Source organism: Sinorhizobium sp. Y406, from assembly GCF_058732025.1.
In genome coordinates, this window is sequence record NZ_CM178975.1 from 294,791 (window position 1) to 308,533 (window position 13,743).

General features: G+C 61.7%; 9 protein-coding genes and 2 pseudogenes. 6 read left to right on the top strand and 5 right to left on the bottom strand.

Annotated elements, in window-relative coordinates; translation table 11 throughout:
- Positions 1–646: 646 nt before the first annotated feature.
- The 4 genes and pseudogenes from AC4P1R_RS18310 to AC4P1R_RS18325 all read left to right on the top strand — a co-directional run bounded on the left by AC4P1R_RS18310 (position 647) and on the right by AC4P1R_RS18325 (position 5,900).
- Positions 647–1,372 (top strand): Crp/Fnr family transcriptional regulator, encoded by a 726-nt coding sequence (locus AC4P1R_RS18310; RefSeq protein WP_492178425.1) that lies wholly within the window; start codon positions 647–649, stop codon positions 1,370–1,372.
- Positions 1,373–1,708: 336 nt separating this feature from the next.
- On the top strand, positions 1,709–2,479 hold the full coding sequence (locus AC4P1R_RS18315; RefSeq protein WP_069460231.1) for a response regulator transcription factor: 771 nt from the start codon (positions 1,709–1,711) through the stop codon (positions 2,477–2,479).
- Between the two features lie 84 nt (positions 2,480–2,563).
- Positions 2,564–3,552, top strand: a pseudogene (locus AC4P1R_RS18320) (phosphohexomutase domain-containing protein); the annotation flags it as partial.
- A 61-nt stretch (positions 3,553–3,613) separates the two neighbouring features.
- Positions 3,614–5,900 (top strand): annotated as a pseudogene (locus tag AC4P1R_RS18325) (AGE family epimerase/isomerase).
- A 129-nt stretch (positions 5,901–6,029) separates the two neighbouring features.
- On the opposite strand, the gene AC4P1R_RS18330 reads toward AC4P1R_RS18325, so the two are convergent.
- From AC4P1R_RS18330 to AC4P1R_RS18340, 3 genes are all read right to left on the bottom strand, one after another.
- Positions 6,030–8,459 (bottom strand): methyl-accepting chemotaxis protein, encoded by a 2,430-nt coding sequence (locus AC4P1R_RS18330; RefSeq protein WP_492178427.1) that lies wholly within the window; start codon positions 8,457–8,459, stop codon positions 6,030–6,032.
- Between the two features lie 371 nt (positions 8,460–8,830).
- Positions 8,831–9,115 carry a hypothetical protein gene (locus AC4P1R_RS18335; RefSeq protein ID WP_069457509.1) on the bottom strand — a complete coding sequence of 95 codons (285 nt, stop codon included), beginning with the start codon at positions 9,113–9,115 and terminating at the stop codon, positions 8,831–8,833.
- Positions 9,116–9,405: 290 nt separating this feature from the next.
- Complete coding sequence (locus AC4P1R_RS18340) at positions 9,406–9,666, bottom strand: hypothetical protein (protein WP_245314528.1); 261 nt, start codon at positions 9,664–9,666, stop codon at positions 9,406–9,408.
- Between the two features lie 255 nt (positions 9,667–9,921).
- Between AC4P1R_RS18340 and AC4P1R_RS18345 the strand changes: the two genes are divergently transcribed.
- Positions 9,922–10,227, top strand: a complete 306-nt coding sequence (locus AC4P1R_RS18345; RefSeq protein ID WP_069457510.1) for a hypothetical protein — start codon at positions 9,922–9,924, stop codon at positions 10,225–10,227.
- 90 nt (positions 10,228–10,317) lie between these two features.
- On the top strand, positions 10,318–11,076 hold the full coding sequence (locus AC4P1R_RS18350; protein WP_069457511.1) for a PRC-barrel domain containing protein: 759 nt from the start codon (positions 10,318–10,320) through the stop codon (positions 11,074–11,076).
- Between the two features lie 567 nt (positions 11,077–11,643).
- Here the strand turns inward: AC4P1R_RS18350 and AC4P1R_RS18355 are convergent.
- Positions 11,644–12,711: an AI-2E family transporter gene (locus tag AC4P1R_RS18355; RefSeq protein ID WP_083265258.1), complete on the bottom strand. Its 1,068-nt coding sequence runs from the start codon at positions 12,709–12,711 to the stop codon at positions 11,644–11,646.
- A 139-nt stretch (positions 12,712–12,850) separates the two neighbouring features.
- Positions 12,851–13,714 carry a PRC-barrel domain-containing protein gene (locus AC4P1R_RS18360; protein ID WP_492178429.1) on the bottom strand — a complete coding sequence of 288 codons (864 nt, stop codon included), beginning with the start codon at positions 13,712–13,714 and terminating at the stop codon, positions 12,851–12,853.
- Positions 13,715–13,743: the final 29 nt, after the last annotated feature.

Below are 13,743 nucleotides of genomic sequence, written 5' to 3' on the forward strand. Positions count from 1 at the left end.
TGAAGCCGCGCTCCGGCGCTGCCACGTCGCACTGGGGCCGTTTCAGGGCCTTGATCGTGCGTATTGTTCCCGAATTGACCCAACGATATCGCTTGCGACAGTGCAATTGCGCATTCCTTCTTGCCGGCCCGCCTTCTGCAGGGTCGTCATAGCGTCTTTAAGTAGGCCCCTTATTTCCTTGGATGAAAGCAGTTCGGACGCTTCTAATTCGAGTAACAGCGATTCCATAATGTGCAACGCGGCAAGTGCGATCGCCTTGGGCTTGGCCTTGAGGACTTTGGGCCGGCGCCGCGCCGAGTGGCCGTTGGTGGACTTTTTTCTCGCCATCGTCGGGCATCACTGAGTTGCAATAGCGCGGGCGCCGCCGGCAGAGACGGCAACTGGCTTTTCGAGCCGGCGCAAGCGCTTCAAGTCCTCAGGCCAAACTTTGTTCAGCCGACCTCAGAACTCCTTGAAGATAAACGCGAGATGGGACCGGGCGCTTCGTAACGACTGATTGGCTCGATCCGCCGTTGATCTTAGCCCATTTAAATGGAGACTCCCAAGAGGAGGGAGATACCGAATTTGCATTAGCCCCGATTGGCAATCTTACGTCGCTCTCCACTCGATGTATCATGCATGCCCCAGAGAAAAAGGTGCATCGGAAATGACATTTGCCTCTCACGCATTTCCAACGGTGCAGGAGGCCGCGGTCTTCCGCGTAGGACTCGACGATTGCGACAAGGCCCATCTGAGCTCGCTCGGCTTCGTTCTGAGGCGCTACCCGGCGCATGCCGTTATTGCCCGGCAGGGAGACGAGCAGGATCGCATCTTCGTCATGCATTCCGGGTGGGGCTGTATCTGCACCGAGCTTTCAGATGGGGAGCGGCAGATCCTGGACTTTCCGCTGAAGGGAGAGATCGTCGCCTCTCGGCCCTTCGAGGGCGAAGCCGCCGAATCATTCATTTCGCAGACGGAACTGACGGCGTTCGAGGCGCCTGCCACGGCATTGCTTGCGGGGCTCGCCCGTTCTCCGAAACTCGCTGCCGTCCTTCTGGGAGCAATTGCCCGTCAAAGGGCGATTCTGGTCCAGCACTTGACCAATCTCGGCCGGAGAAGCGCTTTGATCAGGACGGCTCACCTGCTCCTCGAGTTGGGCACGCGCCTTGAAATGGCGAATGCCGCAAAGCGGCTTGGGTTCGAATGTCCGCTGACCCAGTACGACCTTGCAGATACGCTCGGGCTCACCGCGATCCACGTCAACCGCATGCTGCGCGAACTGAGGGAGCGGGGCTATCTTGAATTTCGACACGGTGCCGTTCATTACCTGAACAAACAGGGCCTCGAGTGTTTCGCAGGTTTCGATCCGGGGTACCTCCGATTGCCGGGCTAATCATGGGGTCGGAGTGAGAGCCCAATGCCTTGAGCTAAACCAAAGGGATTATATTATCAGTCCCCCCTGATAGAAAATACTAACCTATAATTACAACGTACTATTTCGATGAAACCGAGACAAAATTGACATAAAGCATCGATAGTAAAGTTGGCATTCTTAACATAGGTTAATACACCACGATCGTTTAGGCACTATCGTTCAATCTGATACTCGTAAATGGCTCTGCTTCGGCGCCATTCACAAAAATTTTATTATGAAGCGGTGACCCGACTCGCCGTTCGGTTCAGTCCCCTCGGTTGTTTGCGCCTGCGTAGCGTGGCGGGGAGTTTTATCATGCATTCAATTGCCCCAACTTACGAGAATTCCGCGATCAACGCGTTAAATGGATCCATATCTGGCGATGCCGCCGATGAAACATGCGACAGGTCGGTAACCGATGCGGTTCTGCTCCTCCTCGACCACCGCAAGCTCGATAGGGAATGCTTGGCCCAATGCCTCGTATCGTACGGCGTGGGTCTGGAGGTCCTGGCCTTCGGATCGACGGAAGAATGGCGAAAAGACGGGGCTGTCCACCCCCCCATTGCGGCAGTCCTCGTGAATATAGGCGGCCGGAAGGTCACCGATCCAAGTATCGCTGCAGAGATTGCCGGCCTGGTCGTGGAGTTTCGACCCACACCTGTCGTGGTCCTCGCCGACACCGACGAATTGGCTCAGATTCTCAAGGCACTGGAGTGCGGGGCAAAGGGCTATATTCCAACCACGATTGGTTTCGACGTCTGCGTGGAAGCGGTCAAGTTGGCGCGCGCCGGAGGAATCTTCGTTCCCGCGAGTAGCGTGCTTGCCACCCACAAGGTCATGGACTCAGGCGGAACACTTGCGCGACGGCCCATGGCTGGGATGTTCACACAGCGCCAGGAAGAGGTCATCCGCGAACTCCGATGCGGCAAGGCCAACAAGATCATCGCCTATAAGCTCAATCTGCGCGAGAGCACAGTCAAGGTCCACATTCGCAATATCATGAAAAAGCTGAAGGCCACCAACCGGACCGAGGTAGCTTACAAGCTCAGCGAGATGTTTCCTGTCGAGCTCAGAGCCCGGGATTAACCGGGACTGTCGCAACCACGATCTTCCATCGTTCCCAGCAGCCGACGGACGCGAGAGAAGGATCGTCCTGGACGGCGACTTCGACCTGATCGCCGGCGCTACATCGACGATCTCACCCGCGGCAGGCGCATCGGCCGGCCGCTCAAGGTCGTGGCTGCCTGCGGCAACGGTACAGCCGGCGCCTTTGCACCTGATGTGCTGGAGCGGATCGGCTGCGCGGTGATCCCGCTCGACTGCGAACTCGACTACTCCTTTCCGCGCTACAATCCCAATCCCGAGGACATGGCGATGCTTCATGCCATCCGGGAAAGAGTGCTGGAGAGCGGCGCCGATGTCGGGCTGGGTTTCGATGGCGACGGGGAACGCTGCGGTGTCGTCGACAATGAGGGTACCGAGATCTTCGCCGATAAGGTCGGCGTGATGCAGGCGAGGGATATCTCCGCCTTGCATCCCGGCTCGAACTTTGTGGTCGACGTCAAGTCGACCGGACTGTTCGCCACCGATCCGGTGCTGAATGCAAGCGGCGCTCGCACCGACTACTGGAAGACAGGTCATTCCTACATCAAACGCCGGGTCGCCGAACTTGGCGCCATCGCGGGCTTCGAGAAGTCCGGGACTTCTTTTTCAATCCGCCGCTGGGATGCGGATACGACGACGGGCTGATCACGGCGATCGCTGTCCGCGAGATGCTCGACCGCAGTCCGGACAGGGGCATGGCTGTGCTCTACCGGGCGCTGCCGATGACCTGGGGCTCGCCGACAATGTCACCGCACTGCGGCGATGATGTGAAATACGCCGTCGTCGAGCGCATTGTGGAGCGGTTTCGCACGATGCAGCGCGACGGGATGCCAGTCGCCGGGCAGAAGATCGTCGACCTCGTGAGCGTCAACGGCGTGCGCGTGGTGGCCGAGGACGGCACCTGGGGATTGGTCCGGGCCTCTTCCAACAAACCGGAACTCGTCGTGGTGGTGGAAAGCCCGGTCTCGAAAGCGCGCCAGCGGGCCATGTTCGAAGCGGTTAATGGCGTGCTCCGGGAGCATGCGGAGGTCGGCGCCTATAAACAGACAATTTAGAGCGGACGAGGAAATCGCGCGTGGTTCGGCTCAGACCCCCAAAAGCGAAGGAGACGGGTAAATGGCCGAACGGATCTCCTGTTTCGTGATAAGCGGTGGCGTCGGCTCGCGGCTTTGGCCGCTGTCGCGCGAGGATAATCCGAAGCAATTCCATGATCTGGCCGGACACGGTTCTATGCTGGTCAGCACTGTCCAGCGCCTGAAGGCCCGGCCAGAGGGCGAAACGCCAATCCACCTGATCGCCTCCGAGCGACATGCCGAGCGGGCGCGCGCGGACATGGCCGGCATAGATCTTACGGGCGGCCGGGCGATCTTCGAGCCGGTCGGCCGCAATACGGCGGAGGCAGTGGCGGTGGCGACCATCGAAACGATCGCAACCTACGGCGACGGTCTCGTCCTGGTCGTTCCCTCTGACCACGAGATCGCGACCGAAAAGCAGTTTTGGGAAACCGTGGAAAAGGGCACGTCGGCTGCAAACGCCGGCAGGCTCGTCGTCTTCGGAATCACGCCCAGCCAGCCGGAGACCGGCTACGGCTATATCGAGGCGAGAGGGGAGGGCGATGTCCGCGACGTCGCGCGCTTCGTCGAAAAGCCGGACCTCGAGACCGCAAAAGCCTATGTGGAGTCTGGAACCTTCTCCCGGAACGCAGGCATTTTCCTGTTCCGCGCCGGCGCCATGCGCGCAGCGTTCCGTAGCCACCGGCCCGAAATCTGGGAAGCGGCTGTGCGCGCCTTCGCGGCGGCGGCGAGAGAAGTTTCGGGTACATATCTACCGCACGGGCTCTATTCTGCAATTCCTTCGGTGTCGATCGACTATGCGATCATGGAGAACGCCAGCGGCATCGCGATGGTGCCGGCAGGCTTTCGCTGGAGCGATCTCGGCTCCTGGCAATCCCTCCTCGACGTCAGCCCGACGGACGCGATGTGGCGGTTGGCGACGTCGTGGCCATCGATTGCGAGCACACATACCTGCGCAGCCAGGGGCGCATGCTTTCGGTGATCGGACTTAGGGACATTGCGGTCGTGGCAACGGCCGACGCGACTTTCGTGGCACCGGTGGCGAAGAGCCAGGAGGTCAAGCGGATCGTCGAGCAGTTGGAAAAGTGCGGTCGCCTGGAGACCATGTTCACACCAGCGCATGACCGGGTAATGCTGCCGGGCGCCTGGCGGCAGCGTGTCGCATTGGCTGTTCGAGGAGACGCTGCCGCTCTGGTCGACCATGGGCGTCGACGCGCGCCATGGCGGCTTCCATGAGGCATTGAGCTTCGAGGCTGCGCCTTTGACGAAGCCAAAACGCATGCGCACCATGACCCGGCAGGTCTATGCCTTTTCCGTGGCGAAATTGCGCGGCTGGGATGGAGACCCGGACCGGCTGATTGCCCACGGCCTCGCATTCATGGGCAAAGGACGCACCGAAAGCGGAGGTTGGGCTCGGGTGCTTCATGTCGACGGCGCCATCGCCGACGCTTGCAAAGATGCCTATGACCACGCCTGCGTACTCCTGGCGCTGGCGCATGCTCAGGCAATCCGGACGCGCTGCGGCTCGGCCAGGAGGCCTTGGCCTTTCTCGATGCGCATCTGGAGGATGAGCGCCTCACCAGTTTTCTGGAAACTTCCGACGGCACCGAACTGCGCCGGACCAACCCTCATATGCATCTGCTCGAGGCTTTCCTGGCCTGGTACACGGCCACCGGCGAACGCGGCTACCTGCGCCGGGCCGCACGTATCATCGACCTGTTCCGCAGCCACTTCTTCGATGCCGAAAGCTGGACCATCGGCGAATATTTCGACAACGCCTGAAGCCGGCGGCAGGCGAGCAGGGACAATGGACGGAGCCGGGCCATCATTTCGAATGGGCGTCGCTACTGGTCGAGTTTGCCGGCAAGAGCGGCCAGGCGGATCTGATCGCTTTCGCCAGAAAGCTCTACGCCTCCGCGATTGCCAACGGGCTCAACCGCTCGACCGGATTGGCCTATGGTGCCGTGTCCCGCTCCGGCCTGCCGCTCGATCTCGGCCGGCTCACGGAGTTGGCCGCAGGCTGAGGCGGTAAAGGCCGCTGTTGCCCTCGACGGCACCGGGGGACCGGACCTCAAGCCAGAGATCGAGGCTTGTGTCTGCCACCTGTTCCGCTGGCATGTCGATCCAGCGCCACTCGGCATGTGGATCAACCGCATCGACGAAAGGGCAGGAGCGTCGCAACCGAAGTCCCGGCCTCCATCTTCTATCACCTCGTCACCGCGCTCATGCAATATCTCGACAAGACGGAAGGAGCGGCCACCGTTTACCAGTTGCCGGCATCCGATGGCAAATCCACTTCGGAGGCGTCCTTTATCAAGGCAACGGCGTGACTTGCGTCGTTCGAAGGCGCTGGCGCCGCTTCGCCGACAGGGCGGCGCTGATGCGCGAGAAGGAAAATCGCCCGGCTTCGGAGGACACGTGGCCGGGCGATTTTTCAATTCTTCAGGTAAGACATTGTCTTAGAACTCGACCCAATCGGAGGCAACCGCCGCTGCGGCTGTGCCGCGGCCGCCGAAGGCGCCGGCGAGCGTGCGGGAAAGCGCGCGGGCGGGTGAGGTGACCGGTTTGCTGTCCGGGGCGGCCATGCGCGGTGCCGCCGTGCCGGCGTCGATCCTGAAGCGGGCGATCAGGTGCGCGAGGTTCGCCGCCTCGTCGGCGAGCCGGTTGGTCGCCGCGGTCGATTCCTCCACCATCGCCGCGTTCTGCTGCGTCGTCTGATCCATCTGGTTGACCGCGGTCGAGACTTCGGAAAGCCCCGTCGACTGCTCGCGGGCGGCGGTGGCGATCGAATGCACATGCTCGTTGATCTTGACGACATGGCCCTGGATCGCGGCGAGCGCCTCGCCGGTCGCCGTCACCAGCTTCACCCCGGAATGCACCTCGTCGCCCGAGCGCGAGATCAGCGCCTTGATGTCCTTGGCGGCATTGGCCGAGCGCTGGGCGAGCTCGCGCACTTCTTGCGCGACGACGGCAAAGCCCTTGCCGGCGTCACCGGCTCTTGCCGCCTCGACGCCGGCGTTGAGCGCCAGCAGGTTCGTCTGGAAGGCGATCTCGTCGATGACGTTGATGATCTGGCCGATCTCGCCGGAGGCCTGCTCGATCTTGCCCATCGCCGCGACCGCATCCTTGACGACGGCGCTCGACTGTTCCGTGCTTTTGCGCGCCTCGTCCACCATGGCGCTGGCTTCCGTCGCCCGCTCGGTCGAGCTCTTCACCGCCGCGGTGATCTCTTCGAGTGCCGACGAGGTTTCCTCCAGCGAGGCGGCCTGCTGCTCGGTGCGCTTGGAAAGATCGCCCGAGGCGACGCGCATCTCGCCGGCCCCGCCATTGATCGTGTCGATCGCAGCGCGCACCTCACCGAGCACGTCGCGCAGGTTGGCCATCGTCTGGTTGACGTTCTGCTGCAGTTCGCCGAAGGCGCCCTGGAAGTCGCCGCGCATGCTTTCCGTGAGATCGCCCTCGGCCAGCGCCGAGATCACCCGGCGGGTTTCGGCGACGCCGCGATCGACGGAGGTCACCAGTTCGTTCACCTGGGCGGCGAAGCGGTTGAGGTCGGCATTGTCGTAGTCCCTGGTGATGCGCCTGGTGAAATCGCCGGCAACCGCCGCCTGGACCACCTGGCCGATGTTCGACTGCAGATCGGCGCTCTTTGCCTGCAGTGCGGCTTCGTGGGCGTTCAGGTCACGCACCTTGATGCCGTTCGCCTTGAACACCTCGACGGCGCGGGCCATCTCGCCGATTTCGTTCGTGCGATCGGCGAAGGGGATTGCGACCGAGAAGTCGCCATTGGCGAGCGTGCCCATCACGTCGGTAATGCGCGCGACAGGCCCAAGGACGCCGCTGAGGACGACACGAAACGCCAGCCCCGCCAGCGCAAGACCGGAAAGCAGCACGGCGCCGTTAACGATCATCGCCATTCGTGCATTGCTGGCGGATACACTGGTCAGCTTGTCCGATGCGCCGCCGGTGCGGCCGCCCAGTGCCAACAGCGTGTCGATCGCGCGCGTCGCTTCGGCGATCCAGGCGTCGGCGTCGATCGGATAGCCTGTGCCGGCAATGTCTGCCTCATACACCGTTTTGCGTGTCGTCTCGAAGCTGTCGAAGAATGTCAGCTTGACGGCCGCCGCCGCCGAGATCACACCGGGATCGGCGTTCCCCCGCGACAAATAGGCATCGACGGTCAGCCACGACTGCTCGACGCGCCCACGATAGGTGGCGAGCGTCTGCAATGTTTCACTGTCGAGGGCTGCGCCGCTCGATATCGCGCGGCCGATGAGCGCGCGCTCACGTCCGGCATATTCGCCCATAGTCCAGACTGCGCCCTTGACGTCCTGAATCTGGCTGATGTTGGTTTCGATGGTATCGGGCTGAAACTGTGCCGCGATTCGCAGCGCTTGAGACGCCATGACGAGGGACGTCATCGTCGGCACCCATTCTCTAGAAACTGCGCCGTCGCGGCTTGCAAGCGGCTTGTCGAGTTCGGCGTCTGCCCGGCGGCGAATTGCGACGACCTTGTCCATTGCCGCCGCGACACCGGCCACCGTCGCGTCGCCCGCCCCGAATGCTGCGCCCTCGGTGATCCTCTGCAGGGCGTGTTCCAACGCGGCATCGGCCTTCTCCCGCCGCTCGAGTATCGCCTTTCTGGTTGCTGTCGGCGCTGGATGGGCGGCGGCCAGCGCGGCATTGGTGATGCCGCGTTCGACGGCCCAATCGCCGGCTGCCGACAGCAGCAGGTTCGATGTCGTGTTGTTGGCGCTGACCAGCCCTGCATCCGCAAATCTAGCCCATGCATGGGAGAATTCATGGCCCGCCAATATTATGGCCAAAAGGCATAGCAGCGATACGATGGCAAGCAGGCTGGCGCGGATCGAGTCTGACAGGCGCTTCATCAGATTGCCCGCGATTGATTGGCACCGAAGGCGAAGGGCAAAGGCATTTGATGGTGTCCTCTGGGCGGCGGGCACAGGAAATCGTCATGGCTTTCTGTCGAGAGTATGGATGTTACCCGGCGAGGTCATTCCGTCGGGATGTTGGCGCTCGCCTGCGTGTCGGGATGGCTTGGTTCAAAGGTGTGCCACGCAACCAGCGACTAAGTTGTGATTGTTCTCGTCTGCAAGCCATACAGGAGAAACTCTTTAGCAAGCATTAATATTGCAACCATCGGATTGCGATTTGCCAATTGATATTCGTCAAACTCGCGCTTAGATTGCCTTAAAATCCCACCCTATTCAGCGGGCGCAGTAGCAGCGCGTGCCGCGGTTCACTCGGCGTTAGGGCCATGCTGTTGGCGAGGCAACTCGTCCGGTCGGATCACCGGTATCCGGCCGACATCGGGGGCCGGCTCGACCAGTTCCGAGTCTCCGACCCTGGGTGGCTTCAGCACCCCGTTGCACTCCTCGAGCTTCCGCGCAAGCGCCTGGGGATCGTCGTCGATACCGGGCTCGGCACGGCAGCGCTCCGCGGCAGAGCCAGGATTTTTCGCGAGGGCTGAGGCTGACGTCGATGCGGCAATGGCAAGCAGTGCGATACAGGCTCTCCATCTCATCAAAGCCTCCTTGCCCCAGACGCGGTACCATGGCGCCTTGGAGCACCGCGGGTTCGCGGCCGGTGTCGCAGCAGCTGTGCTAACCGCGCTGCCGGTCTTCCTGTTTTGCCTGCTCCAAATCGTCCTCGCTCAAGAGGCGCACACCGGGATCGGCGGTCCCTCCGTCCGCCGGCGTGAAACGCAGTCCTTCCATGTAGGGTGTGGGATTCTTGCGCCGATAGTCGACAAACTCCTTCGCGTAGTAGGCGCGTGCCTCCTCGACGCTTTTCTTGCCGGATCCTGCATGAGATTCAAGGCGAGGAAATTTGCTCCCTCGTCGTGGCACCGCGCGGAACCTCGGCGGCGGTGCGCTGCACGATCACGCTGCCATCGAAAGCAGCATCCGAGACCTTCTCCGGCGGAACGCGGTAGTCGATCACGGATTCCACCGCATCATGATGCGGTGCCGGAGAATCGTGGTCAAAGAACACACGGGTCGCGACGACCCGCTTCCACGGCCCGGGGCGGTGCCAAAACGAGCTGAGTTTCCGTCGCCTCGTCCAGTTCTCCATGACGATCGATCACCAACTGGGCAGCCTCGCGGGATTGCCGCGGCCAACCCTCGACGTACTGGTATGTCATGGTTACCTCCTTCACGGCGGGAAACCGCCTCGGCCGGATCTGGTTGTCCTGATCTCCCGAAACCGGCGTCGTGAGTTTAACCGACACCAGACGGTTCTGCTTCTAACTCCGAGCGATCGCCCCCGGCCAGAGACCGGAACTATTGGCAACCAAGTTCGTTAGCTTTTTTAGAATGGGAGTGGACAATGCCGCGCCAGGAAAAAACGCAACAGCCGCACCTCAGCAAAACGACAGGGACCGAGATCAGGCATGAGCGCCGGAAGGCGCGCCCGGATATCGAGGATCTGACCGAGCCGAAAGAGGTGTGGAAGGAATCCGAAACAACCCCGCAGCCGAAACCGCAACCCAAATCGGAGACGGGCAGAAAGCGCGTCGCGGATGCGGGCGACCTCCAAGACGGCGAGCCCTCGCCCTACGACACCGAGGTGCAAGCCGATCGCGTCGCAACCCAGACGGACCGGAATCGCCCCGTGACGAACAAGAAGCGCTAGCATCGGCCCCCGAATATCGGAACCGATCTTCGGAAAGCTCGACGCGCCGATTCAAAGCGTTACAGCGACCAAACATCGAGGAGCGAGACAATGCTATGGAGCGCATCCGACATGACGGGCTGTGGCATCGACGCCACCGATGGCTCGATCGGTACCATCGGCGATCTTCTTTTCGACGACCAGAGCTGGACCGTACGTTGGTTCGTTGTTGAGACGGGCGTGGTGTTCACCGGCCGAAAGGTGCTCTTGCCGCCGTCAGCGATTCTTTCGTCAGATTCCATAGGACGGCTATTGTCCCTCAACGTGACGAGACAACAGGTCAAGGATAGTCCTGAGATCGACTTCGACGCGCCCGTTTCCCGTCAGCAGGAAAGCAGCGTCTACGACCACTATGGATGGCACCCCTATTGGGGGCCGCATACCTATTTTGCGCCGGGCGCCAGGGCTCCGGTCGTGCCCGCGCCGACTCCCGATTACGAGGAAGAACAGGCGGCCCCCGATGCGCGAGGAGAGGGCGATCCGCATCTGCGATCCGCGAACGAAGTCACCGGCTATTACGTCAACGCCACGGACGGCGACATCGGTCATGTGGAGGACCTTGTCGTCGACACCGATGCCTGGGCGATCCGTTATATCGCCGTGGATACGGTGAATTGGTGGCCCGGCAAGAAGGTGTTGATTTCGCCGGCCTCCTTGACCGGCGTGATCTGGGCCACCCAGACCGTGGACATCAACCTCACGCGCGAGCAGATACGCAATGCGCCGGAGTATCTCCCCGGTGAATCGATCGATCGTGCCTATGAAACGCGCTACCACGACTATTACGGCTATCCCTACTATTGGAAGTGACGGGAAAGCAGATAGGCACATCCTTCAATCGGCCAATCCGCCCTATCGGGGGCACCGTATCAGCACCTGCTCCTCTGCCGAGTCCCGAAGGTGGATGCGCATCATTCCAGGAGCCTCGCGTCGTAGCAGGAACTCGTATTCCGATCGCCCGTCTTCGGAAACGCAAAGCGCCGTCAGTTCACCGCCGACTTCGGTTGCCGTGACGTCTCGCACGCTGCAGGTATTGCCCTGCCATCTGAGAAGCGTGTCGGTGAGGAGGGGTGAGACCGGTGGCGAGGCAGGTTCGCCAACCGGACACTGCGCGGGGTCCTCCACCCATCTCCCGTGGATTTGCACGAAGCTCTCGTCATCGGGCTCGATTTCGGAGGGCAAAGGATCAGGCTTGGGAGGTCTGTCGATAATTCTGAAGGAGGCCGGCGGCTCTCTCTTCGGGACCTGGGCCGACGCCACGTCGCCGAGCAACGCACATGCGATCGCAGCCGCCAGGCAGCAGTGGGGGAGCGATCTTCGGCCGGAGTTTCCCTCCAAACGGTGTTTCTGCATGGCCAATCTCCAAGTTTCAAGCATTCAACTTCCCGCGGAACTCTCGAGGTCCGCCCGCTCGGCCTGCGCTTCGGCACCAGACCGGTCGCCTCCCTCTTGCAGCCACAATGTTTTCACCAGGACCACCGACAAGACGGTTAGCGGGGCGGCAAGAACGACCCCCATTGGACCAAAGACGATGCCGAAGGCGACGATGGCAAAAATCGCCAGAGCCGGCGCCAGATCGACCGCCTTGCGCTGGATCAGTGGAGCGAGCAGCAGCCCCTCCGCCTGTTGGATTGCGAAGTAAAGCCCGAGGACCAAAAGGGCTCTGGTGGGACCTTCGACCAGCCCGAGCGCAATTGCCGGCGCGGCGCTGAGGACCGCACCGACATAGGGCACAAATTCGAGTACACCGGCCAGGAAGCCGAGCGCGATGGCGGAGGGAATGCCGAGCGCCAGCAGCCCCAGCGTCGTCGCGAGGCCCACCGTGATCATGGCGAGGAATTGCCCAAGCAGCCATACCCGCAGAGCGCCCGTGGCCGAGGCTATGACCTTCGCGGCCTCGCTTCGCCATCTGTGCGGCAGCAGCTTGAGAAATCCTTGACGATAGGTCCGTGGCCGGGCGGCCAGATATATTGCGCCGGCGACCACGAGAAATGTTTGGATCAGCCCGGAATAAATGACGGTCGAGAGCCCCGAGATTTCACTTAACAGGCTGAAGTTCCGGAATACTCTGCCCGCCTGCTGTTCGAGCCATTCGAGCGGGTCCTCAAGGCCAAGCCAGTTACCAACGGAGACGGCTAATTCCGGGGCGCGCTCCGCCAATTGCGTTATTTCGCCGGCGATACGGGAACCGAGAAGAAAACTGAAGCCCGCTGCGGCCGCAGCGATTACGAGTGTGGCGACAAGCAGGGACAGCGCCCAGCCAGTCCCGAGCGAATCCTTGATCAACTGAGTGAAGGCAGTAAGGGCGATCGCCAGCAGGACGGCGGCGAAGACAAGCAGGAGGAGATGCCGCAATTCCCAAAACAACAGACCGGCAACAACCAGCGCCGCCGCCATGAGAACGAGCCGGAAGGAAAAATCGGCGGGCCTCAGATTCGCTGGCATCCGGATTACCTGTCTCGCTCGACCTTGGTGATACGATCTCCGGCAGGAGCGTCAGCCGCAGCCGTCACGCGACGGCTGCGGGTAAGGAAAGCCAAGGAATGGAGCGCCATTGCCGGGCACTCCCGCTGCGTTGAACCACTCACTGGGCGGTTTGGGTATCGGTCTCGGCCTCCGGCATGGGCTCAGTACTCGACGTCTTGCCCGCATCCTGCGTGCTTGCATCCGTTGCGCCCTTTCGCTGCATCTGACTGTAGTCGAAGACCTGCAGCACAGCGACGTCCTCGGCCCCGTAGGGCAGGGTATAACGCGCCGGGTCGCGCCAAGCGGTCGGGCCCGTGTACGGATAGGCGTAGTAGCCCCGGCCATATGCTCTCGTGTCGGCCACGACGGCCGCAAGCTTGCCGTCATTGACGATGATGTCGTTCAGATAGCCGTAGCGCTCCGCATTATTGAGAAACGCCGTATCTCCGATTATGTCGGTGGCCTTGAACAGATCGGGCCCGGTCGCAAGGTCGTCGTCGACCGTCGACACCTGCCCCGTTTCACCTTCGCGGAGTACGCTCCGGTCTCCGGCCGCGGCGAAATCGTCGGCATTTTCCTCCGTCACCGGCACGGTGAAGCGGGCGGCGTCCTCGGAGATCTGTACCTGATCCCAGGGGATGCTCACATGCGTGTCGCCAATGTCCCAGAAACCGCCGACCTCTGCTATCAGCGCAACGGCATTGCCATCTCTGTCGAAGATGATGTTCTCGATGTCGCCGATCTCGTCGCCATTCTCGCCGGCGACTGTCGCCTCGTCGAAGGCCTGATCGACGCTCCAGCCGGAAGCATAAAGCGGATCATAACGCCACTCGGACAAAACAATCACGCCTTTGGGTTCCACCTGCGTCTGCGGCTGGGTCTGCTCCTGTTGGGTTGCTTGGTCGGGCTGCTTTTGCTCTTGCGCATAGGCGGGCGCGACGATTAAAGCAAAGAGGCTGGCGCTACAGAGTAGACTTTTCATGGTTGGATTCTCCCAGTGATTTGATCATG